Annotated in this window: 22 protein-coding genes; 16 read left to right on the top strand and 6 right to left on the bottom strand. The window is 74.8% G+C overall.

All coding sequences use genetic code 11. The features are described 5' to 3' along the window. Positions 1-15 precede the first annotated feature (15 nt). Both K8Z61_RS15675 and K8Z61_RS15670 read right to left on the bottom strand, forming a co-directional pair. Positions 16-1,338: a HAMP domain-containing sensor histidine kinase gene (locus K8Z61_RS15675; protein WP_224130876.1), complete on the bottom strand. Its 1,323-nt coding sequence runs from the start codon at positions 1,336-1,338 to the stop codon at positions 16-18. After that, positions 1,335-2,024 (bottom strand): response regulator transcription factor, encoded by a 690-nt coding sequence (locus tag K8Z61_RS15670; RefSeq protein ID WP_224130874.1) that lies wholly within the window; start codon positions 2,022-2,024, stop codon positions 1,335-1,337. The genes K8Z61_RS15675 and K8Z61_RS15670 overlap by 4 nt, the downstream gene beginning before the upstream one ends. A gap of 68 nt (positions 2,025-2,092) precedes the next feature. Here K8Z61_RS15670 and K8Z61_RS15665 point away from each other — a divergent pair, with 68 nt between their 5' ends. The 8 genes from K8Z61_RS15665 (at position 2,093) to K8Z61_RS15630 (ending at position 9,013) form a co-directional block, all read left to right on the top strand. After that, entirely contained in the window at positions 2,093-2,404 is a 312-nt protein-coding gene (locus tag K8Z61_RS15665; RefSeq protein ID WP_224130873.1) for a DUF1905 domain-containing protein, read from the top strand. Positions 2,405-2,445: 41 nt separating this feature from the next. After that, entirely contained in the window at positions 2,446-3,147 is a 702-nt protein-coding gene (locus tag K8Z61_RS15660) for a DapH/DapD/GlmU-related protein (protein ID WP_224130872.1), read from the top strand. Between the two features lie 24 nt (positions 3,148-3,171). Beyond that, positions 3,172-3,942 carry a hypothetical protein gene (locus tag K8Z61_RS15655; protein WP_224130871.1) on the top strand — a complete coding sequence of 257 codons (771 nt, stop codon included), beginning with the start codon at positions 3,172-3,174 and terminating at the stop codon, positions 3,940-3,942. A gap of 83 nt (positions 3,943-4,025) precedes the next feature. Further along, positions 4,026-4,847 (top strand): thioredoxin domain-containing protein, encoded by an 822-nt coding sequence (locus tag K8Z61_RS15650; protein ID WP_224130870.1) that lies wholly within the window; start codon positions 4,026-4,028, stop codon positions 4,845-4,847. Then, positions 4,844-5,500 (top strand): vitamin K epoxide reductase family protein, encoded by a 657-nt coding sequence (locus K8Z61_RS15645; protein ID WP_224130869.1) that lies wholly within the window; start codon positions 4,844-4,846, stop codon positions 5,498-5,500. The genes K8Z61_RS15650 and K8Z61_RS15645 overlap by 4 nt, the downstream gene beginning before the upstream one ends. Further along, the gene (locus tag K8Z61_RS15640; RefSeq protein ID WP_224130868.1) at positions 5,497-6,090 is read left to right on the top strand and encodes a copper resistance CopC family protein; all 594 of its coding nucleotides are present in this window, start codon (positions 5,497-5,499) and stop codon (positions 6,088-6,090) included. Before K8Z61_RS15645 ends, K8Z61_RS15640 begins: the two co-directional genes overlap by 4 nt. Then, a complete protein-coding gene (locus K8Z61_RS15635) occupies positions 6,087-8,078 on the top strand; it encodes a cytochrome c oxidase assembly protein (protein ID WP_224130866.1) in 1,992 nt (663 codons plus the stop codon). The genes K8Z61_RS15640 and K8Z61_RS15635 overlap by 4 nt, the downstream gene beginning before the upstream one ends. A gap of 236 nt (positions 8,079-8,314) precedes the next feature. After that, positions 8,315-9,013: a hypothetical protein gene (locus tag K8Z61_RS15630; protein ID WP_224130865.1), complete on the top strand. Its 699-nt coding sequence runs from the start codon at positions 8,315-8,317 to the stop codon at positions 9,011-9,013. A 15-nt stretch (positions 9,014-9,028) separates the two neighbouring features. Here the strand turns inward: K8Z61_RS15630 and K8Z61_RS15625 are convergent, their stop codons facing one another. Together K8Z61_RS15625 and K8Z61_RS15620 are read right to left on the bottom strand one after the other, a co-directional pair. Further along, positions 9,029-10,588 (bottom strand): MXAN_6640 family putative metalloprotease, encoded by a 1,560-nt coding sequence (locus K8Z61_RS15625; protein ID WP_224130864.1) that lies wholly within the window; start codon positions 10,586-10,588, stop codon positions 9,029-9,031. Between the two features lie 117 nt (positions 10,589-10,705). Further along, positions 10,706-11,143 (bottom strand): adenylyltransferase/cytidyltransferase family protein, encoded by a 438-nt coding sequence (locus tag K8Z61_RS15620; protein WP_224130862.1) that lies wholly within the window; start codon positions 11,141-11,143, stop codon positions 10,706-10,708. Between the two features lie 58 nt (positions 11,144-11,201). On the opposite strand from K8Z61_RS15620, the gene K8Z61_RS15615 reads away from it, so the two are divergent. The 6 genes from K8Z61_RS15615 (at position 11,202) to K8Z61_RS15590 (ending at position 16,905) form a co-directional block, all read left to right on the top strand. Then, positions 11,202-12,542 carry a DUF445 domain-containing protein gene (locus tag K8Z61_RS15615; RefSeq protein WP_224130861.1) on the top strand — a complete coding sequence of 447 codons (1,341 nt, stop codon included), beginning with the start codon at positions 11,202-11,204 and terminating at the stop codon, positions 12,540-12,542. 18 nt (positions 12,543-12,560) lie between these two features. Then, the gene (locus tag K8Z61_RS15610) at positions 12,561-12,815 is read left to right on the top strand and encodes an RNA-binding S4 domain-containing protein (protein WP_374227975.1); all 255 of its coding nucleotides are present in this window, start codon (positions 12,561-12,563) and stop codon (positions 12,813-12,815) included. A gap of 210 nt (positions 12,816-13,025) precedes the next feature. Further along, positions 13,026-14,594, top strand: coding sequence for a methyl-accepting chemotaxis protein (locus tag K8Z61_RS15605; protein WP_224130860.1), 1,569 nt, complete (start codon positions 13,026-13,028; stop codon positions 14,592-14,594). A 32-nt stretch (positions 14,595-14,626) separates the two neighbouring features. Next, positions 14,627-15,436, top strand: a complete 810-nt coding sequence (locus tag K8Z61_RS15600) for a protein-glutamate O-methyltransferase CheR (RefSeq protein WP_224130858.1) — start codon at positions 14,627-14,629, stop codon at positions 15,434-15,436. An 88-nt stretch (positions 15,437-15,524) separates the two neighbouring features. Then, positions 15,525-16,280 carry a dienelactone hydrolase family protein gene (locus K8Z61_RS15595; RefSeq protein ID WP_224130857.1) on the top strand — a complete coding sequence of 252 codons (756 nt, stop codon included), beginning with the start codon at positions 15,525-15,527 and terminating at the stop codon, positions 16,278-16,280. Between the two features lie 61 nt (positions 16,281-16,341). Continuing rightward, positions 16,342-16,905 (top strand): Dps family protein, encoded by a 564-nt coding sequence (locus tag K8Z61_RS15590; protein WP_224130856.1) that lies wholly within the window; start codon positions 16,342-16,344, stop codon positions 16,903-16,905. Between the two features lie 40 nt (positions 16,906-16,945). On the opposite strand, the gene K8Z61_RS15585 is transcribed toward K8Z61_RS15590, so the two are convergent. Both K8Z61_RS15585 and K8Z61_RS15580 read right to left on the bottom strand, forming a co-directional pair. Beyond that, positions 16,946-17,833, bottom strand: a complete 888-nt coding sequence (locus tag K8Z61_RS15585; protein WP_224130854.1) for a crotonase/enoyl-CoA hydratase family protein — start codon at positions 17,831-17,833, stop codon at positions 16,946-16,948. Continuing rightward, a complete protein-coding gene (locus K8Z61_RS15580) occupies positions 17,830-19,050 on the bottom strand; it encodes an LCP family protein (RefSeq protein WP_224130852.1) in 1,221 nt (406 codons plus the stop codon). Before K8Z61_RS15580 ends, K8Z61_RS15585 begins: the two co-directional genes overlap by 4 nt. Before the next feature lie 22 nt (positions 19,051-19,072). Between K8Z61_RS15580 and K8Z61_RS15575 the strand changes: the two genes are divergently transcribed. Further along, positions 19,073-19,579 (top strand): acyl-CoA thioesterase, encoded by a 507-nt coding sequence (locus K8Z61_RS15575; RefSeq protein WP_224130851.1) that lies wholly within the window; start codon positions 19,073-19,075, stop codon positions 19,577-19,579. A 106-nt stretch (positions 19,580-19,685) separates the two neighbouring features. Beyond that, on the top strand, positions 19,686-21,197 hold the full coding sequence (locus K8Z61_RS15570; RefSeq protein WP_224130850.1) for an LCP family protein: 1,512 nt from the start codon (positions 19,686-19,688) through the stop codon (positions 21,195-21,197). Positions 21,198-21,202 lie beyond the last annotated feature (5 nt).

Genomic DNA, 21,202 nt, shown 5'->3' with positions numbered 1-21,202 from the left:
GCGGGTCGGCCCGGCTCAGGAGAGCAGCGGCAGCCGGACGACGAACGCGGCGCCGGCGCCGTCGCCCGGCGCGGTCTCGACGTCGCCGCCGAGGGAGCGGGCGACCCGTCGGGCGATGCCCAGCCCGAGCCCGGTGCCGTCGGCGCCGCTGAAGCCCGACTCGAAGATCCGTGCGCCGAGCGCGGGGTCGATCCCCGCTCCGTCGTCGGCCACCCGGACGCGCAGCGCGCCGTCGGTCTCCGTCGCCTCGAGCCGGACGCTGGAGGCGGCGTGCCGTCCGGCGTTCTCGACGACGGGGGAGAGCGCCGCGAGGGCCATCTCGAGCGGGGCGGCGATCCGCGCGTCCGAGGGCAGCGGGCCGACCGCCAGGGCGGTGCCGGGCGGGACGTGCTCGGCGACCCGGGCGAGGAGGTCCTCGAGCGCGCAGCCGCGGCCGGCCTCCGCGCGGCCGTCGCGGGCGAGGTCGAGCAGCGCGGTGATCACGTCGGCCATGGCGGCTGCCGAGCGGGCGACGTCCTCCAGGTCGGCGCGCAGCGCCGGGTCGTCGACGCCGCGCAGCAGGGCGAGCTCGGCGACGCCGCGGATGCCGGTCAGGGGCGTGCGCAGCTCGTGGGCGAGCTCGCTGGTGAGCCGCTGCTCGGCGCGGATGGCCTGCGCCACCCGGTCGAGCAGCCGGTCGAGGGTGCGGCCCAGCGTGGTCAGCTCGTCGTCGCCCTCGCCGAGGGCGAACCGGTGGCCGAGGTCGTGCTCGCTCCACTCGCTGGCCCGTGCCGCCATGACGCGCACCGGCGCCAGCGCCCGCCCGCTGACCAGCCACGCCACGCCGCCGGCCACGGCCATCGCGAAGGCGCCGAGGACGACGATGGTCAGGGTCGCGTAGGTCTCCGAGCGCTCGTAGGGGCCGGTGTCCTGGCTGACCAGGACGACGCCGCGGACGCCGTCGCGGGTGACGAACGGCTGGGCGCGCACCCGGGTGTCGTCGCCGGCGCCCTGCTGCACCGGCGCCCGCACGGTGGCGAGCGCGGCCGCGGTCGCCCGGGCCTGCGGCTCGACCGCGCCCGCGACGGTGCGTCCGGCCGCGTCGACCACCCACACCCCGGCGGTGAGGGCGCCGTCGGGCACCGTGAGCCGGCCGGGGGTGTCGGCGGAGGCCGTGACGACGACGGTGACCATCGCGTCGGCCCGGCTGCGGAGCACCTGGTCGACGTCGCGCCCCACCGTGCGGTCGAGCACGCGGTGCAGCACGACGCCGACGACCAGCGTGAGCAGGAAGGTGACCAGCACGGTCGAGGCCACCAGCCGGGTGCGGACGCTCCGCGGACGCCACAGGCGCGTCATCGCAGCTCGTACCCGACGCCCCGCACCGTGTGCAGGCGCACCGGAGAGGCGATCTCCTCGAGCTTGGCGCGCAGTCGTCGCACGTAGCTGTCGACGGTGTTCTCGCTGACGATCGCGCCGTCGGGCCAGGCGGCCGCGACCACCGCGCGCCGCCGCACCACCTCGCCGGGCCGCGAGGTGATGGCCGCGAGCATCCGGAACTCGGTGGGCGTGAGGGAGACGCTGCGTCCGCCGCAGGCCAGGGCGTGGCGAGCGGGATCGAGGACGAGGTCGCCGGGCGTCTGCGGCGCCACCAGGCGGCCGCGGCGGCCGAGGGCCTCCACCCGCGCCAGCAGCTCCTTCACGTCGAACGGCTTGGCCAGGTAGTCGTCCGCGCCGGCGCTGAAGCCGGAGAGCCGGTCGTGCACCGCGCCGAGCGCGGTCAGGAAGATCACCGGGGCGACCTGCCCGGCGGTGCGCAGCGCCTGGCACACGTCGCGACCGTCGGCGTCGGGCAGGCCGATGTCGAGCACGACGACGTCGACGCCGGTCAGCGCCGCGGCGTCGGTGAGCCGGCTGAGCGCCTCGCCGCCGTCGTGCGCCACCAGGGCCCGGTGGCCGGCCAGCTCGAGGGCGCCGACGACCACGCGCCGGATCACCGGATCGTCCTCGACCACGCCCACCGTCAGTCCGCCCGCCTGCGTCACGGCGTCAGGATGCCACCGCGAACCTGCACGCGACCTGTCCGTTGGCGCCCCTCACTACCGTGGCGCGTGTGCGGTCGGAGACGCAGTTCGACGTCGTCGGCGAGGTCTGGCGCTGGACCGGGCCGGTGCCCTGGCACGTCGTCACGCTGCCCGAGCCGACCGCCCGCCGGATCGCCGCCTCGCCGGCCACGGGCTCGGACGCCTGGGGTCGCGTGCCCGTGCTCCTGAGCCTGGGCGCCACGGCGTGGCGCACCGCGCTGGTGCCGCACGACGGCGGCTACCTGGCGCCGCTGCGTCCCGACATCCGACGCCGGGAGCGGATCGCCCTCGGCGACATCGTCGTGCTGCGGGTCGCCCTGCTCGGCGACGCCCCGACCTGAGACGCGCGCCACACCTCGCCGCGCGGTCCTACGCTGCGCGGATGCTCCCCGACCCGCTCCGGCAGACGCTCCGCCGCACGCTCCGCCGCAGCCTCAACGGCGTGGTCCTGGCTGCCTGGGCCCGGCTCGACCGGCTCGGCGAGATCGTGCCGGGCACCCGTGCCGCCGAGGCGTTCGGCTCCTTCGGGGAGGGCAGCTGCCTCGGGTTCCCGGCGGCGACGCTGATGAACACCGGGTCGGTGCACGTCGGGCGGGACGTCCTCATCGGGCGCCAGGCGACGCTGTCGGTGGGCTACGGCCCCGGCGACCCGCACGCGCCGGCCCGCGCGCTGGTGATCGGCGACCGCTGCGTCATCGGCGCCCGGTCGACGCTGACCGCCCACACCCGCATCGTGCTCGAGGACGACGTCTGGCTCGGCCAGGACGTCCTCGTCTCCGACTCCTCGCACGGCTACCGCGACCCGGACGTGCCCATCGGCCGCCAGCTCGGCCCGCACGAGCCGGTGCGCATCGGCGCCGGCTCCTGGCTCGGCCACGGCGCGGTGGTGCTCCCCGGCACCACCATCGGCCGCCAGGTGGTCGTGGCCGCGGGGTCGGTGGTGCGCGGCGAGGTGCCCGACCACTGCGTGGTGGCCGGGACGCCTGCACGGATCGTGCGCCGGCTCGAGCCCGGCCTCGGCTGGGTCGGCGAGCGCGGCGACGTGCGCGCCACCACCAGGGCGGACCTGCTCCCCGCCCCCTGACCGCCCGCCCGGCAGAATGGAGACGTGAGCCCGACGTCCGAGACCGCCGTGCGGTCCGACGTCCGCCTGCTGCGGGCCGCGGCCCTGACGCTGGTGGTGCTGCTCGGCGGCACGCTCGCGCACGTCACCACCGGCGGGTACGCGCCCGGCGCGGCCTGGTTCGTCGGCCTCGGCGTGCTGCTGCTCGGGCTCGCCGCCCGCCTGCTCGCCCGACCCGCCACGACGACCCGGCTGGTCGCGCTGACGATCGGCGGGCAGACGCTGGTGCACCTGGTGCTCACCGCGGTGGCCGGGCACCGCGGCGACGGCGTCACCGGTCCGCTGGTGCGGGCGGCCTCGACGCCGGCCGCCGTCGCGGCGCCGGTGCCGGCCCTGCCCCCGGAGGTCTGGACGCGCACCGATCGCGTCGGCTCCCTGGCCGACCAGCTCATGGCCGGACGCCCGGCGCCCGCCGCGCCCCGTCTCGAGGTGCCCGCCTGGGCCCTGCACCTGTGGGCCGACCTCCAGCCGGCCCAGCTGCCGATGGTGCTGGCGCACGTCGCCGCGGCCGCGCTGGTCGGCTGGTGGCTGGCGCGCGGCGAGCAGGCCGCCTGGACCGTCGCGGCGCTCGCCGCGCGGCCGCTGGCCCGGCTGCTCGACCGCCTCGCCCGTCCGCTCCTCCCGGTGCCGGCCGGCACGGTCGCACGCCACCGCACGGTCGCGGTCGGCCCGTTCGCGCTGCGCCTCGACGACGCCCGCGCCCGGGTGCGCCGCGGCCCGCCTGGGGAGCCTGCCGCCGTCGTCCGTCCGGCCTGATCCCCAGGCCGGGTCGACGCGCCGGCGGCCGTCCCCGTCCTGCCGGATCACCGGCCCCAGCACCTCGTCCAGGAGCCGCCACCATGGCCAGCAAGTCCCAGCCCAACCTCCCGAACCTCCCCGGCGGCGGCGACGCCGCGCGTCAGCGCCGGGAGGCCGCCGCCGAGACCGTCCGCGCCGCCCAGCGCTCGCGGGCGCGCCGGCGCCTGCTCGTCCAGGCCGTCGTCGGCCTCGTCGTCGCGGTCGTCGCGATCGGCGTCACGCTCGTCGTCCTCAACGGCGGTGACGACGCCGGCCCCGCCGCCGCCAGCGACCCCAGCGCCCCCGTCGCGGGCACGCCCGACCAGGTCACCGACTCCGGCGCGTTCGTGGTCGGCGCCGCGGCCAAGGCCGGCGCCGCCAAGCCGAAGGTCACCGTGCAGGTGGTCGAGGACTTCCAGTGCCCCGCCTGCCGCGCGTTCGAGGAGAGCGGCGGCAAGCAGCTGCTCGCCCAGTACGCCGCGTCGAAGGACGTGCGCGTGGAGTACCGCGGCATCGCGTTCCTCGACCGCGCGTCGAGCACCCGCTACTCCACCCGCTCGCTCAACGCCTCGGCCTGCGTCATGGCCTCCGGCCCGACGGTCTGGCAGCGGTTCCACGACGAGCTCTTCGCCCAGCAGCCCGCCGAGGGCGGCGACGGCCTGCCCGACGAGCAGCTGGTGAGCCTGGCCGAGCAGGCCGGCGCGAAGGACGTCGCCTCCTGCATCACCGACGGCCGCTACGAGTCGTGGACGGCCGCCACCACGAAGGCGTTCTTCGACCAGGGCGGCCAGGGCACGCCGACGATCTTCGTCAACGGCCAGCAGCTGCCCTCGGGCGACCCCGCCGCGCTGAAGGCGGCCGTCGACGCCGCCCTGGCCGGGTGAGCGCCACCCGGGCTCCCGAGGACCCCGGGTCCTCGGGAGTCGCTCCCGCCGACGCACGGCTCGACCCCGACGGCCGGCCCCTGCCGTCCTGGCGGGCCTACGGGCTCGCGCTGGTCGTGCTCGGCTCGATCGGGCTGGTCGCGGCCTTCACGCTGATGGTCGACAAGATCCACCTGCTCGAGGACCCGACGTTCCGTCCGTCCTGCGATCTCAACCCCGTGGTCTCCTGCGGCTCGGTCATCGGCACCTCGCAGGCCTCGGCGTTCGGCTTCCCGAACCCGATGCTGGGCCTGATCGGCTACGCCGTCGTCGTGACGATGGGCGTGCTGTACGCCAGCCGGGTGCACCCGCCGCGCTGGATGCAGGTCGGCCTGGCCGTCGGCGCGCTGGGCGGGGTCGTGTTCGTCCACTGGCTCGCGTACCAGAGCCTCTACGAGATCGGCGCCCTCTGCCCGTGGTGCATGGTCGTGTGGGCGGTCACGCTGCTGCTCGCGACCTGGACCTGGACGATCAGCTACCGCGAGCTGCGGCCGAGCAGTCGGGCGGCGGCGGCGCTGTACGAGGTGCGCTTCCTCGTCGTCGCGCTGTGGTACCTCGGCTTCGCGCTCGCGATCCTCGTGCGCTTCTGGGACTACTGGAGGACCCTGCTGTGACCCGTCCGCTCCGATCCGCCGCGCCGGCCGCGTTCCCCCGGCTCGCGGCAGGGTTGCTCCTGGCCGCCTCGGCGCTGCTCGGCGCCGGCGCGCCGGCGCTCGCGCACGCCGCGCTGGTGTCGTCCGACCCCGCCGACGGCGCGACCCTCGACGCCGCGCCGCGGCAGGTGACCTTCACCTTCAGCGAGGCGATGTCCGAGCCCGCGTACGTCGTCGTCCGCGCCGCCGACGGCACGAGCGTCACGCAGGGCGCGCCCCGCGTCGAGAACGCCGTGGTCGTCCAGTCGCTCCGCGCCGACCTCGCGCCCGGGCGCTACACGATGGCCTACCGCGCGGTCTCCGCCGACGGCCACCCGGTGAGCGACCAGCTGTCGTTCACCGTGGCCGGCTCTCCCAGCAGCTCGAGCAGCCCGAGCAGCCCCGGCACCTCCAGCAGCCCGTCCAGCACGCCGGTCACCCCGGCCCCGGTCGCGCAGTCCGCCGACGGCGGCACGCCCTGGCCGGCGTACGCCTCCGGCGCCGCCACCCTCGTCGTCCTAGGCGGTGGCGTCGTGCTCCTGCTCCGACGACGGGGAGGCTCGCGTCCATGACCCTCGCCCTCCGCGGTCGGCTGGCCCTGGGCGTGCTCGCCGCGAGCCTGGTCGTGCTCGCGCTGACCCTCGCGCTCGGCGGCGGCGGCTACCGGCCCGAGCCGGTCGGCCTGCCCGACCCCGGACGGCTGACGGCCTACCTCCTGCCCCTGGCGACCTGGATGTCGATGGGGCTCGGGATCCTGGTCACGGGCGCCCTGCTGGTGCCGCTGCTCACCGTCACGGCGGCCAGCGGCGAGGAGGTCGGCGGCCGTGGGCTGCGGGCCGTCCGGGCGGTGCGACCGCTGGGCCTCGCGTGGGCGGTCGCGGCGCTCGCGACGCTCGTGCTCACCTGGTCCGACCAGTTCGCGGTGCCGCTGAGCGGCTTCGACCTCGGCGACGTCTACGGCTTCGCCCGGCAGGTCGACCAGGGTCAGGCGCTGGTGGTGCAGGCCGCGATCGCCCTCGTGGTGGCCCTGGCCTCGCGGTGGGCGCTCCGGCTGGTGGAGGTGCGGTGGCTGCTGGTGGGGGCGCTCGCCGGCGCCGTGCCGCCCGTGCTCACCGGCCACGCGGCCGCCGCAGGCAGCCACGACACGGCGATCGTCAGCCTTCTCGTGCACGTGCTCGCGGTCTCGGTCTGGGTCGGCGGGCTGGCGTCGCTGTGGTGGCACCTCGGGGACGTCCCCGAGGTCCGGGTCCGGGCCACCCGCCGGTTCGCGTCGCTGGCGGCGTGGTGCTTCGGGGTCGTCGCCGTCTCCGGAGCGATCAACGCGCTCGTCCGGCTCGGCGGCCTCGGCACCCTGGTCACCTCCGACTACGGCCGGGCCGTGCTCGTCAAGGTGGTGCTGCTCGGCGGCATCGGCCTCCTGGCGGCTCGCGTCCGCGGCGCCCTCGTCGACCGCTCGACGGGTCCCGGCGCGCTCCGGGCCCTGCTCCTGGTCACCGCGGCCGAGCTGAGCCTGATGGCCGGTGCGGTCGGGCTGGGCGTGGCCCTCTCGCGCACGCCCCCGCCGGCGGGGGAGCCGTACACCAGCGTGGCGGAGTCGCTGCTCGGCGGCCCGCTGCCGCCCGCGCCCGACGCCGTCCGGCTGCTGACGTCCGTGACGCCCTCCGGCGTCGGCCTGCTCGTGGTGCTGCTGGGCACCGCGGGCTACGCGACCGGCGTCGTGACGCTGCGCCGCCGCGGGGTCGCCTGGTCGCCGCTGCGCACCGTCTCGTTCGCGCTGGGCCTGCTCGCGGTCGGCTACGCGACGGTCGGAGGGCTCGGGGTCTACTCGAACGTCATGTTCAGCGCCCACATGGCCTCCCACATGGTGCTGTCGATGATGGCGCCGATCCTGCTCGTCCTCGGCGCCCCGATCACGCTGGCGCTGCGGGCCCTGCCCGGCACGGACGTCGATGGTGGACGCGGCCCGCGGCAGATCCTGGCCGACCTGCTCAACAGCCGGTGGTCGCGCTTCATCACCCACCCGGTCGTCGCGGCCCTGATCTTCGTCGTCAGCCTCTACGGCATCTACTTCAGCGGGCTGTTCACCCACCTGATGCAGAGCCACCTCGGCCACGCCGCGATGGAGCTGCACTTCCTGCTGGCGGGGTACCTCTACTACGAGGTGCTGGTCGGCAGCGCTCCGGTGCCGCACCGGCTAAGCCACCTCGCCCGGCTCGGGCTCGGGCTGATCGTCATGCCGTTCCACGCCTTCTTCGCGATCGCGGTGATGGGCAGCGAGACGATCATCGGCGGCCGGTACTACGAGCTGCTGCAGCGGCCGTACGCCTCCGACCTGCTGCAGGACCAGTACGTCGGGGGCTCCCTGACGTGGGCGCTCGGCGAGGTGCCGATGGTGCTCGTGCTCTTCGTGCTGCTCGCGCAGTGGTACCGCAGCGACACCCGCGAGGCGCGGCGCCGCGACCGCCAGGCCGATCGGGACGACGACGCGGAGCTGACCTCCTACAACGAGATGCTCGCGCGGCTCTCCGCACCGGCCGGGCGCGGAGACCGGGACGGCTGAGCGCCGGGCCGGCGGGTCGCCGACGCCCCGGGGGGCATGTCGTCCCTTCGGCGCGCGGCATGGCCCGATCGGGTCATCCGATCGGACATTTCCACGGCTCCGCGCGGGTGATCCACCGCGCGGGGCCTTCAAGGCGATGCCGCCGGGTCCCTAGACTCCCCTCACCGGGTGACCCCCGCCCGGCCCGCGCCACCGCCCCCATCGGCCATCGGCGCCCGTACCTGAGAGGAGCCGAGGTGAGCCTTCGCTGGTGGCGCACCCGCAACCGGGCCGTCGTCGACGTCCGCCTCGGCTACGGCGCGATCGGCATGGGGGCCGTCGCCTTCGTCGTCGTGCTCGCCGCCACCCTGGTGGTCAAGGAGATCGTGCTGCCGGCCCTGACGGGCCCGTCGGTGCCCGCGGCGCAGCGCATCCACCGCTCGATCGACCTCGTCCCGCTCGCCCAGGACGGTCCCGCGTCGCCCGACGCCGGGACGACGAGCGCGGGCGGCCGCATGGCCGACCCGCCGAGCGTGCCCGGCGTGGTCGTGCTGCCGCAGCCGACCGCGAGCCCGTCCGCCGGGCCCACCGCCTTGCCGGCCCCGACGCCCACGGACGGCCCGACCGCGTCGCCGTCGCCGTCGTCCTCGCCCACCCTCGGCCCGACCACCACGCCGGTGCCCGTGCCCCGCAAGCCGGTCTCGACGCTCGCCGACCCGACCCTGCTCGGTCTCGTCGACGGCCTCGGCTCGGCCGCCGGCGGTCTGATCTCGCCGATCACCAAGCCGCTGGGCCACGCGCTCGACCACACCACCGACGCCGGCGACTCGGTCGTCAACGGCCTCACCGACGTCGTCGGCGGCGTCACCGGCACCGTGGGCGGACTGATCGGCGGCCTCCTCGGCGGCAAGCCGTCGCCGGCACCGTCCCGCGCGCCCGCCCACGCCGGGCGCTGAGCCCGGCCTCCGGGCTCAGCGGGCCGAGGCGCTGAAGGCGAACGGCTGGTCGTCGTCGACCGGCGTCCCGCCGCACACGTCCGTGCTCGCGCCGGTGCCGCAGCGGTAGCGGGTCGAGGCGTTCACCAGCGTGAGCGTCGCCCAGCGCACCGCGCCCGGCGTGAAGGGGACGGCGATCGCGCCGCGCCCGGACCGCAGTCGCACCGGCAGGGTGACGATCCGGCCGTCGCGGCGGTGCACCAGCAGCATCGCGGCCGGCGAGGTCGTCGCCGGTGCCCGCACCGCCACGCGCAGCCGGGTGCCGGCTCGCAGGTCGCGCTCGGGCACCAGGCGGTAGTCGCGGGCGGCGAGGTGGTCGATGCCGGTGCGCACCCGCAGCGGCGCGTCCGCGTGCAGGGTCGCGGTGCCCGACCGGGCGGCCGCCGGCCAGAAGCGGCCCTCGGAGTAGAAGCGCGCCGGCTCGGTGTTCGCCGAGGCGTAGGCGGCCAGGCGCGCCGGCAGCCCGCCGCGCCGGGCCAGCACCGACCGCACGGCGGCCAGCGACCCGAGGCCGCCCTCGCCGGGGTACTGGCTCGCGGCCCGCCAGACCTCCCGCACGATGTCGGTGCCGTACCGCTCGCTGAGGTACTGCCACCAGGTCCAGTTGCCGTACTGCGTCACGCCGCGGCCGGTGTCGAACCGGTCGAGCGGCACCGTCGGACGCGCGAGGGAGCTCTGCGGGAGGTACTGCCGGTTGTCGTCGACGCCGTCGGCGACCTGCTCCTCCATCCAGGTCGCGGTGGACTCCAGCAGCCAGGGGTCCTCGCCGGCGTCGTAGTCGAACTGGATGGCGTGGAAGAACTCGTGGGCGGCCGTCACGGTGAGGCTGTCGATCGGCGCGGCCGAGAACTGGTCGGCGGAGAAGTCGTCGTCGAGCACGCAGTAGCCGCTGTAGCTGTTGCCGGTGCCGACGCGGTCCTGGGGCGCGCAGTAGCCGTAGATGCCCTGGCCGCCGACGTCCTTGAGGTAGACGTCGAAGCGCCCGTCGCCGCCGTTGCTCGCGCTCGCGCGGTCGCTGGCCGGTGGCCGGTACCCCAGGCGCTGCACCTCGGCGCGGCGCACGGCGTTCATCGTCGCGAGCGTGCGCCCGACCCAGGCGCGGCTCGGCGGGGCGTCGGCGCCGACGGTGACGTAGTGCAGGCAGAACCAGCGCCCGCACAGCCGGGTCTCCGGCGAGGAGTAGCCGTCGCCCTGCGGGTCGAGGAAGCCGTCGGTGGGCCGGGCGAGGTAGCGGTCGGCCTCGCGCCGCTCCGGGCCGGTGAGCGCCGAGCGGGTCAGGGCGAGGTCGCGCAGGGCGAGGGAGAGCCGGTCGGTGCGGTCGCGCACGGCAGCCGGGACGGCGCGCCGCGCGCTCCCGGCCCCGGCGGCGGGCGTCGTCAGCACCGCACGGACGCGGGCCAGCGCCTCGGTCGCGACTGCGCGCGCGGGATCGGTCCCGCCGACGGTCGGGCCGGGTGCCGCTCCCGCCGGGGCCACGAGCGCGACGACGCAGGTCGCGGAGGTGAGGAGCGCGGCGAGGCGGGGCGTCAGACGCATGCGCCCAGGGTGCCTCACCCCGGGGCCGTTCGCCGGCGCCGTCCGGGACGGTCGCGCTCGCGGTCAGGTGGCGGTCAGGTGGCGGTCAGGTGGCGGCCGGCGCCACGGGCTCCGGGGTCAGACCGCGCCGGCGATCTTCTCGATCAGCGCCGTGGTCGAGATCGCGGGGGTGCGCGGCAGGTAGACGACCTCGCACAGGTCGCGGAGGTCGTCGAAGCGGCCAGCCCAGTCGTCGCCCATGACGAGCACGTCGGCGCGGTGTCGCTCGACGTAGCTGCGCTTGAGCTCGAGGCTCTCCTCGAGGAAGACGGCGTCGACCGGCTTGAGGGCGGCGACGATCGCGAGCCGCTCGCCCTCGCTGAAGACCGGGTCGCGACCCTTCTTGCGCCGGTTGAGGGCATCGGCGGACACGCCGACGACCAGCCGGTCGCCGAGGGCGGCGGCGCGCTCGATGACCCGCAGGTGCCCGAGGTGGAAGACGTCGAAGGTGCCGAAGGTGATCACCGTGCGACCCGGCGGGCGCGTCGGGGTCGGGTCCGAGGACGGGGCGGGCATGCCCGCAGTCTCCCATCAGGTGGTTCGGGCTCCGCGGGGTGGGAGATGATCCCTCCCGATGACCACCAGCGCTCCGCCCGACGTCCCCCGGCCCTCCGACCCTCGTCCCGACGCGCCCGCGGAGCGGGACGCGGCCGCGCCGAGCGGCCCGGCGACCGCGGGCGACGCCGCCGCCGACGCGGTCCGTCGCCGGCAGCTGCGGCAGATGCGCGGGCTCGCGCTCGGCCTGCTGGTCTTCGCGGCGATCGTCTACGTCGCCACGCTCGGACGCGACGGCGTCTGGGGCTTCGTCAACGCCGGCGCCGAGGCCTCGATGGTCGGCGCGATGGCCGACTGGTTCGCCGTCACGGCGCTGTTCCGGCACCCGCTGGGGCTGCCGATCCCGCACACCGCGCTCATCCCGCGCCGCAAGGACGAGCTGGGTCGCGGCCTGCAGGACTTCGTGGGTGAGAACTTCCTGCAGGAGTCGATCATCCGCGAGCGGATGACCAGCGTCGGCGTCGCGGCCCGGGTGGGGCGCTGGCTGGAGCGGCCGGAGAACGCGCAGCGCGTCGTCGAGGAGGGCTCCGCCGTGCTCACCGCCGCGCTGCGCCGGGTCCGCGATGAGCACGTGCGCAGCCTGGTCGAGGACGCCCTGGTGCCGCGGTTCCGCGAGGAGCCGATCTCGCCGCTGCTGGGCAACCTGCTCGCCGAGGCGATGCGCGACGACCTGCACCACGGGCTGGTCGACCTCGCGCTGGAGGAGCTGCACGGCTGGCTGATCGACAACCCGGAGACGGTCACCGACGTGCTCGGCGAGCGCGCGCCCTGGTGGTCGCCGGTCAGCGTCAACGAGCGGGTCACCGCCCGGGTGCACCTCGAGCTGGTCCGCTGGGTCGGCGACATCCGCGACGAGCCCGACCACCGCGCGCGGCAGGCGCTCGACGGCCTCCTGCGCCAGCTGGCGCACGACCTGCGCGAGGACCCCGACACCCGCGAGCGCACGGAGCGGCTGAAGAACCGGCTGCTCGACCAGCCGCAGGTGCTCGGCACCTTCGTGTCGCTGTGGGACGCCCTGCGCCGCGCGCTGGTCGGCTCGCTGCAGGACCCCCACGGCGAGGTGCGCCGCCGTGCCCTCGTCGAGCTCTCCCGGTTCGCCGAGCGGCTGGGCGCGGACGCCGCGCTGCGCCAGCGGCTCGACGGACTCGCCGCGGACGCCGTGGTCTTCGCGGTCGACCGCTACGGGCGCGAGCTCACGTCGGTCATCACCAGCACCATCGAGCGATGGGACGGCCGCGAGGCCGCCGAGCGCATCGAGCTGCACGTCGGTCGCGATCTGCAGTTCATCCGCATCAACGGCACGATCGTGGGCGGCCTGGTCGGCGTGCTGATCCACGCGATCTCGGTCGTGCTGGGCTGAGCGGGCAGGATGGACCCCGTGTCCGAGCCTGCCGAGCCGTTCGACGTGCCGATCCGCGACGAGTCGATCCGGCTCGGCCAATTCCTCAAGCTCGCCAACCTGGTGGAGTCCGGCGCCGACGCCAAGGAGCTGATCGCCTCGGGTCGGGTCACGGTCAACGGCGAGGTCGAGCAGCGGCGCGGCCGCCAGCTGGTGCGCGGCGACGTCGCGGCGGTCGCCGGCGCCTCGGCCCGGGTGAGCGACGAGTCGGCCTACGACGACCTGCCCTGGTGATCCTGCTCCGGTGACCCTGCACCGCACCTGCGCGCCACCTGCCTGATCGATCGATCAACGGGAAGGGCGGGACGTCCCGCGGACCCGGGACCAAGGTCCCGAGTTCGTCCGCACTGCGGGATCAGGTCAAGCACGCGTCCTCAGCGCCGATGAGGGCCTCCGGAAGACGACGGTGCAGACGGATGCCGTCGAGTCGCTCAGGGGGGTGCGATGGGACAGGTGAAGGTGACGTGGACGGTGGGTCGTCGGCTGGCGGCGATCGCCGCCACCGGCGTGCTGGCGGCCTCGGTGATCGGCCTCGCGGCCGAGCGGAGCGCCGGCGCGATCGACCGTGACAACCAGGCGGCCTCCGCCATCGCCGAGGGACGCACGCTGATGACCGCGGTCGAGGCCTCCTCGGCTCGCGTGCAGGCGGCCGCCTACCAGGCGCTGGTCGGCGACGCGTCGGGCGCGCAGGCGGCCGCGGAGGCCGACATCGCGCAGGCGCGGGGCTCGCTCGCCGACCTCCAGCGACTCCCGCTGGACGAGCACAACACCGGCCAGGCCGCCGACATCGCCGCCTCCTTCGACCGCGTCGAGAAGTCGATGGGGACCTTCCTCCAGCTGGCGCGCGAGGACCGCGCGGCGGCGCGTCGCGAGCTGCCGGCCGTGGAGGGAGCGATCAGTCGGCTCGACGAGCAGATCAAGGGATCGCTCGACGACTTCGCGATGGACCGCAGCACCTCCCAGGCGTCGCTCGACGCCACGATCGCGCACCTGTCGATGACGGTGCTCGTCGTCGGCGGCCTCGCCCTGGCGGTGCTGATCGCGCTGGCGTGGCTGATCACCCGCAGCATCACGCGTCCGCTCGGCGCGATCGCGACCTCGCTGCGTCGCTTCTCCGAGGGCGACCTCAGCCAGCGCGTCCCCGAGCGCTCCTCCGCCGAGCTCGGCGAGCTGGAGCGCTCGATCAACTCCTCGATGGCCTCGGTGGCCGACGTCGTCTCCACCGTGATGAGCTCCAGCGAGCTGGTGGCGACCGCGTCGGGCCAGCTCTCGTCGTCCTCCACCCAGATCGCCGCCGGCGCCGAGGAGACCGCCACCCAGGCCGCGGTGGTCTCGGACGCGGCGAACGAGGTCTCGCGCAACGTCACCACCATCTCCGACGGCTCGGAGCAGATGAGCGCCGCGATCCTCGAGATCGCCCAGTCGGCCAACGAGGCCGCCCGGGTCGCCAGCGACGCCGTGACCGTCGTCCAGCGCACCCACGACCAGGTCGGACGCCTCGGCACCGCGAGCCAGGAGATCGGCAACGTGGTCAAGGTGATCACCTCGATCGCGGAGCAGACCAACCTCCTCGCGCTCAACGCCACCATCGAGGCGGCCCGCGCTGGCGACCTCGGCAAGGGCTTCGCTGTCGTCGCGGGCGAGGTCAAGGACCTCGCGCAGTCCACCGGCCGCGCCACCGAGGACATCTCGGCCCGGGTCGAGGCGATCCAGGGGGAGACGCAGGCCGCGATGGCCGCGATGGCGGAGATCCTCGACACGATCGTGGCGATCAACGACCACCAGATGACGATCGCCGCCGCCGTCGAGGAGCAGACGGCCACGACCAACGAGATCAACCGGATCATCAACGCCGCCAGCGCGGGCGCGGGCGAGATCGCGCACAACGTGTCCGGCGTGGCCACCGCGACGTCCATGACGACCCAGGCGGTCGCCCAGAACCTCGACGCCGCGGAGGAGCTGGCCCGGATGGCCGAGAAGCTGCGCGCCGAGGTCCTCCACTTCCGCTTCTGACCCCGGCCGACCACAGACAGGCGTACCCGCCCATGACGGAGCTCTCGCTCGACCTCACCTTCCTGCGCGACCTGGTGCGCCGCGAGAGCGGCATCGTGCTGGAGTCCGGCAAGGACTACCTCGTCAGCTCGCGGGTCACGCCGGTGGCCCACGACCTCGGCTACCGGGGTCTCTCCGACCTCGTCCGCGACCTGCGCCACCACCCGGCGGCGCGCACGACCTCGCGGGTCGTCGAGGCGCTGACCACCAACGAGACGCTGTGGTTCCGCGACCTCGAGCCGTTCGCGGCGCTGCGCCGGGTGATCCTGCCGGAGCTGGTGCGGGCCCGTCCGGCTCGCCGCGTCCGGCTCTGGAGCGCGGCCTGCTCGTCGGGCCAGGAGCCGTACAGCGCCCTCATGACCGCCTTCGAGACGCCGGACATGATGGGCATCGCCGTGCAGATGCTCGCCACCGACCTGAGCGCCGCCATGGTCGAGCGCACCCGCGAGGGCCGCTACAGCCGGGTCGAGGTCGCGCGTGGTCTGGGACGCGAGCGGCTGATGCGCTGGTTCGTCGCCGACGGCGAGCACTGGCGCGCCGGGCCGGAGCTCACGGCTGCGCTGAGCGCCAAGGTCGTCAACCTGACGCGTCCGCTCCCGGTGGCCGAGCAGCAGGACGTGATCCTGCTGCGCAACGTCCTGATCTACTTCGACGTCGAGACCAAGCGCGAGGTGCTGCGCCGCATGCGCCGCGTCCTGGCGCCCGACGGGTACCTCATGCTCGGGGCCACGGAGTCGACCGTCGGGCTGGACGACGCGTGGCGTCCGGTCGCGGGGCTGCCGGGGGTGTACCGGCCCGGCTGACCGGCCGGTCCGAGCCGCGCCTCGACCCGATCACCGCCTCACCCGATCGGCGGCCGCTGGGTCGCGTCGGCGTGGCTAGGTTCGCCGCATGGGTCACGATCTCGAGCTCCCCGCCCCGGCCGGCACCGCCGAGGCCTACGTCGCCGGCGCCGAGGGCGATCCCGGCGTCCTGCTGTTCGTCGACGCGATCGGCCTGCGCCCGCAGACCCGCGCGATGGCCGACCGGATCGCGGGCTGGGGCTACCGCGTCCTCGCACCCCATCCGTTCTACCGCTCCGGCACCGCCGCGGAGCTCGCGCCGCAGGGCGATCTACGCGAGGCCGGCGCCCGCGAGGCGTTCTTCGCCGGCGGCGTGATGGACCTGGTCGCCGGTCTCACGCCCGAGCTCTCCGACGCCGACGCGGACGCCTGGCTGGAGGCGCTGACCGGCTCCGTCGGCGCTCGCGGGCCGGTCGGGGTCACGGGCTACTGCTTCGGCGCGCGCCTCGCGACCCGGGTCGCCGGTCGCCACCCCGACGTCGTCGCGGCCGTGGGCGGCTTCCACGGCGGCGGCCTCGTCGTCGATGGTCCCGACAGCCCGCACCTGCAGATCGCCGCCGCGACGGCGGCCTTCGTCTACGGTCACGCCGACCAGGACGCCTCCATGCCCCCCGAGGCGGTCGCGACGCTCGAGCGCGAGCTGACGGCGTCCTCCGAGCGCACCGGCCGGCCGCACCGCAACGAGATCTACCCCGGTGCGCAGCACGGCTACACGATGGCCGACACGTCCATGTACGACGAGGCGTCCGCGGAGCGCCACTTCACCGAGCTGCGGGCGCTGCTGGACGGCGCGCTACGCGCCTGAGCCGACGCCGCCCACCCCGGCAGGTGGAGGCCGTGGGCTCGCGGATGGGTAGGCAGGGAGCATGACCCCGAACTCCGCTTCCCTCGCCTACACCACGCCCGGCCTCGAGCAGGCCGACGCCGAGCGCGTCGTCGCGCTCCTGCAGGAGCGGCTCGTCGCCGCCAACGACCTGCACCTGACCCTCAAGCACGTGCACTGGAACGTCGTGGGCCCGCACTTCATCGCGGTCCACGAGATGATCGACCCCCAGGTCGAGGTCGTCCGCGGCTTCGCCGACGACCTCGCCGAGCGCATCGCGACCCTCGGCGGCTCGCCGAAGGGCACCCCCGGCGCGATCGTCGAGGGCCGCAGCTGGGACGAGTACAGCATCGGCCGCGCCACCACCCAGGAGCACCTGGGTGCGCTCGACGTCGTCTACCAGGGCCTGATCACCAGCTACCGGGCCGGCATCAAGGAGCTCGAGGAGCTCGACCCGGTCACCCAGGACATGTTCATCGCCCAGACCGAGCAGCTCGAGCTGTTCCACTGGTTCATCCGGGCCCACCTGGAGGACAAGGGCGGCCACCTGAGCACCGAGGGCGCGACCTCGGAGACCCAGGCCGCGGCCCAGGCCTCCGACGGCTGAGCCCTCCGAGGGCTGACGCCGGGCCCGCCGGCGGTCGCGGTCAGTCGATCACAGGCAGGTCGCCGGCGCTGCCGGTGAACGAGGGGGTGCGCTTGCCGAGGAAGGCGGCCACCCCCTCCTTGCCGTCGCCGATTGAGGTCCAGTACATCGCCAGCGAGTCGGTCAGGTGCGCCTCGAGCGGGTGGTGAGCGCCGCTGTTGCGGTAGAGCAGCTGCTTGGCCAGGCCCAGCGCGACCGGCGAGCGGTCGCGGACGAACGAGCGGGCCAGCTCCAGAGCGGCGGGCAGCAGCGCGTCGGGCTCGTGCACCGAGCGGACGAGACGTCCCTCGTGCGCCTGCTCGGCGGTGAGGATGTCGGCGGAGTAGACCCACTCCAGCGCCTGCGAGATGCCGACGATGCGCGGCAGGAAGTACGACGAGCAGGCCTCCGGGACGATGCCGAGCCGACCGAAGACGAAGCCGATGCGGGCCTTGGTCGAGGCCAGACGCAGGTCCATCGCCAGCGTCATCGTGGCGCCGATGCCGACGGCGGGGCCGTTGATCGCTGCGATCACGGGCTTGGGCAGCGCGTGGATCGCCAGCGTCACCTTGCCTCCGGTGTCGCGCAGGCCGGTCTGGTACGGCTCCTCGTCGTAGTGGGCGCGGAACTCCTCCGGCGTGGGGGAGAGGGTCTCGTCGAGGCCGAAGACGTTGCCCTCGGCCGAGAGGTCCATGCCGGCGCAGAACGCCCGGCCCTCGCCGGTGACGACGACGGCGCGGACGGCGTCGTCGCGGGCGTCGGTGAGGAAGAACCGCTCGAGCTCCTCGGCCATCGTCAGGTCGAACGCGTTCAGCGCGTCGGGCCGGCTGAGGGTGAGCAGCGCGACGCCGTCGGCATCGATCTCGACCCGGAGCGTCGTGTAGTCGGTGGTGGTGCCGGGGGTGGTCATCCGGTGATCGCCTTCGGTAGTCCGGTGGGGGAGCAGAGGTCCTTGCCGATGCTCGCGGTGTCGTCGTCGATGATCGCCTGGAACATCCGCTTCGAGCGGTCGGGGTCCCAGTGCACGGCCAGGTCGCTGATCGGCACGCCGCAGGTGAGGCCCTTCGAGCCGTTGACGCTGTTCATCGCCATGGCCCACATCGCGGCGCGGGGCGCGCTCATGCCCTTGCCGACGGCGAAGGCCGACGGCGCGGCGTTGACGACGCTCCAGTAGCGGAACGGGTTGATGAACGTCCACGGCGAGAGCACCTTCTTGCCGACCGCGGAGACCACCTCGCGCTGGTGCTTGGCGCGGGTGATGTCGCCGAAGCGCGGGTCGGAGTGCCGCGAGCGGGCGTAGCCCAGGGCGACGCGGCCGTCGGCCTCCTGGCAGCCCTTCTTGATCTTCAGGCCTGCCAGCGGGTCGTCGATCGCGAACTCGGGGCAGATGGTGATGCCGCCGACCGCGTTGACGACGTCGACGAGGCCGCCGAGCCCGACCTCGACGTAGTCGTCGATGCGGATGCCGGTGTCCTGCTCGATCGTCTTGACCAGCAGCTGCGGCCCGCCGTACGCGAAGGCGGCGTTGATCTTGGTGGTGCCGTACCCGGGGATGTCGACGAGCGAGTCGCGCGGGATCGACATCAGCAGGTTCGGCCCCGAGCCGGTGTGCAGCAGCATGATCGTGTCGGTGCGCTGGCCCTCGGCGTTGCCGGTGCGGTACTCGCGACGCTGGGCCTTCGTCAGGTTCCCGCGGGAGTCGCTGCCCACGAGCAGGTAGGTGGTGCCGGGCTGGTCGGCGGGGCGGTCGCCGTCGGGCTCGAAGGCGACGGAGTCGACCTTGTTCCACACGATGATCGGCACGGCCACGAGGTACACGACCCACAGCGCGAGCAGCGCGACGAGGTAGCGGGGTCGGAAGCGCAGCCGGGGTCGGCGGCGGGGGGCGCCGTAGGTGGTCCCGCGACCGCCCGGGCCGCTCGGTCCGCCGGGGCCGCCCGGGGTCGGCGCCGGGGTCGGCGCCAGGGCCTCGCGCGGAGCCGACGACGGGGCACTGGGACGCCCGCCGTCCCGCGGGACGGTCGGCATCATCCGGGTGGCGTCGGGGCTCTGCGGGGACGGCCTCTCGCCCTGGCCCCCGTAGAGCCAGCCGAAGCCGCCGTCCCGACCGTCGGGTCGCTCAGGCACCCTCGGAGGCTACCGTGCGGGCATGAGCGACCTCGTCGTGCCGCGCCACCCGACCTCCTACGCGCGCGTCTCCCTGGCCGTCCTGACCTCCCGCGCCCAGACGAACCTGCTGGGCAACGTGCACGGAGGTGAGATCGTCAAGCTGGCCGACTCCACGGCCGGTGCCGTCGCCCAGCGGCACTCCGGCGGCCCCGCCGTCACGGCCGCGCTGGACGAGATGGTCTTCCTGCGTCCGGTGCACGTCGGCGACATCGTGCGCACCGACGCCCAGGTCAACTGGGTCGGGCGCTCGAGCATGGAGATCGGCGTCAAGGTCGAGGCGCAGCCGTGGAACGACCCGTCGGAGACGGCGCTGCACGTGGCCACCGCCTACTTCGTCTTCGTGGCCATCGACTCCGACGGCGGGCCGCGCCCGGTGCCGGGGCTGATCCTGGAGACCGACGACGACCGCCGCCGGCACCGCGAGGCCGAGATCCGGCGGGCGCACCGCATGGCCCGGATCGCCGAGATCGAGTCCGGGCGGGCCTGAGCCCGGCCGCCCCGGCCGTCGCGGGCCGCGGGTGGCACGCGCTCGTGACCGATCGGCGGGCGCGTCGCGACGTCTGTGACGTCTGTGACTGGTGATACTGCTGTGCATGCCGCCCGCCGCTTCCCCGGGGTCGACCGCTGCTCGCCGCGTCCCGATGCGCCCGTCGATCGACCCGCCCCGCACCCCGGTGGCCGAGCGGGCCGCCCGCATCCGCTTCCGTCGCGCGCTGGCGCTGATGGCGATGACCCTCGTCGTCCCCGGCTCGGCGCAGCTGGTGGCCGGCAGCCGCCGCGTCGGCCGGATCGCGCTGCGCACGTGGCTGGCGCTGATCGTCGTGGCGCTCGTCTCCGCGATCGCGCTGGCGATCGACCCCGAGCTCGGCCTGCGGCTGGCCTTCGCGCCCGGCCTGCTCCTGCTCCTGCGTCTGGGCCTGGTGGCGCTCGCGCTCGGCTGGGCCTTCCTCATCGTCGACGCCTGGCGGCTCGGCCAGCCGCTGACCCTCAGCCTCGGTCACCGGCGCGCGGTCGTCGGGGTCAACGGCGTGCTCTGCTTCGGCGTCGCGGGCACGCTGCTCTTCGGCGCGCACCTGGTGAACGTCCAGCGCGACCTCGTGCTGACGCTCTCGGGCGACGGCGTCGTCTCCGACGCCCACGACGGCCGCTACAACGTGCTGCTCATCGGCGGCGACTCCGGCCCCGACCGCTGGGGCCTGCGGCCCGACTCGATGACGGTGGCCTCGATCGACGCCTCCACGGGCCGCACCGTGCTCATCTCGATGCCGCGCAACCTCAAGAACTTCACCTTCCCCGCCGGCTCGGTGATGGCCCGCCAGTTCCCGAAGGGCTTCGACGCCGACTACCTCAACGGCGTCAACACCTGGGCCCAGGACCACAAGGAGCTGTTCCCGGGTGACAAGGACCCCGGCATGACCGCCACCATCTCGGCGATCGAGGGCGTCACCGACCTGAAGATCAACTACTGGGCGATGGTCAACCTGCGCGGCTTCAGCGACCTCGTCGACGCCGTCGGCGGCGTGACGCTGAACGTCCGCACGCCGATCCCGATCGGCGGCATCGGCAGCAAGGTCTACGGCTACGTGCCGGCCGGCACGCACCGGCTCACCGGCCACCAGGCCCTCTGGTACGCCCGCTCGCGCGCCGACTCCGACGACTACTCGCGCATGGCCCGGCAGAAGTGCGTGCTCAACGCGATGCTGCAGCAGATCAGCCCGCAGTCGGCGATCGCGCACTTCTCCAAGATCGCCGACGCCTCGGCCGCGCTGATCTCCACCGACCTCCCGGCCTCGCAGTTCGGCACCTTCGCCGCTCTCGCCCTGAAGGCCCGCGGTCAGCGCATCTCGACGCTCTCCCTCGTGCCGCCGCTGATCAACACGGGCGCGCCCGACATGGACCTCGTGCACCGCAAGGTCGCCGAGGCGATCGCCAAGGCCGAGGGCGACGCGCCCGTCGTCCAGGCGGGCGGCGCAGGCTCCGGCTCGGGCGGGGGCTCGAAGCCCAAGCCCCGGCCGTCGGACCAGCCGATCACCGGCGGCTCGGTCGGCACGCTCAAGACGGGCTACGTGGCCAACCAGGCCGACGACCTCGGCTCCGCCTGCTGAGCCGA

The organism is Nocardioides sp. TRM66260-LWL, from assembly GCF_020075545.1.
Taxonomy (GTDB): Bacteria; Actinomycetota; Actinomycetes; order Propionibacteriales; family Nocardioidaceae; genus Nocardioides.
This window is presented reverse-complemented; position numbering and strand designations above follow the sequence as displayed.

Excerpts from the sequence above, each read along its gene's own strand:
- K8Z61_RS15605 (WP_224130860.1), top strand. The coding sequence starts at position 13,026 with ATGGGACAGGTGAAGGTGACGTGGACGGTGGGTCGTCGGCTGGCGGCG.
- K8Z61_RS15635 (WP_224130866.1), top strand. The coding sequence starts at position 6,087 with ATGACCCTCGCCCTCCGCGGTCGGCTGGCCCTGGGCGTGCTCGCCGCG.
- K8Z61_RS15585 (WP_224130854.1), bottom strand. The coding sequence starts at position 17,833 with ATGACCACCCCCGGCACCACCACCGACTACACGACGCTCCGGGTCGAG.
- K8Z61_RS15660 (WP_224130872.1), top strand. The coding sequence starts at position 2,446 with ATGCTCCCCGACCCGCTCCGGCAGACGCTCCGCCGCACGCTCCGCCGC.
- K8Z61_RS15575 (WP_224130851.1), top strand. The coding sequence starts at position 19,073 with ATGAGCGACCTCGTCGTGCCGCGCCACCCGACCTCCTACGCGCGCGTC.
- K8Z61_RS15625 (WP_224130864.1), bottom strand. The coding sequence starts at position 10,588 with ATGCGTCTGACGCCCCGCCTCGCCGCGCTCCTCACCTCCGCGACCTGC.
- K8Z61_RS15620 (WP_224130862.1), bottom strand. The coding sequence starts at position 11,143 with ATGCCCGCCCCGTCCTCGGACCCGACCCCGACGCGCCCGCCGGGTCGC.
- K8Z61_RS15570 (WP_224130850.1), top strand. The coding sequence starts at position 19,686 with ATGCCGCCCGCCGCTTCCCCGGGGTCGACCGCTGCTCGCCGCGTCCCG.
- K8Z61_RS15615 (WP_224130861.1), top strand. The coding sequence starts at position 11,202 with ATGACCACCAGCGCTCCGCCCGACGTCCCCCGGCCCTCCGACCCTCGT.
- K8Z61_RS15590 (WP_224130856.1), top strand. The coding sequence starts at position 16,342 with ATGACCCCGAACTCCGCTTCCCTCGCCTACACCACGCCCGGCCTCGAG.
- K8Z61_RS15675 (WP_224130876.1), bottom strand. The coding sequence starts at position 1,338 with ATGACGCGCCTGTGGCGTCCGCGGAGCGTCCGCACCCGGCTGGTGGCC.
- K8Z61_RS15595 (WP_224130857.1), top strand. The coding sequence starts at position 15,525 with ATGGGTCACGATCTCGAGCTCCCCGCCCCGGCCGGCACCGCCGAGGCC.
- K8Z61_RS15650 (WP_224130870.1), top strand. The coding sequence starts at position 4,026 with ATGGCCAGCAAGTCCCAGCCCAACCTCCCGAACCTCCCCGGCGGCGGC.
- K8Z61_RS15600 (WP_224130858.1), top strand. The coding sequence starts at position 14,627 with ATGACGGAGCTCTCGCTCGACCTCACCTTCCTGCGCGACCTGGTGCGC.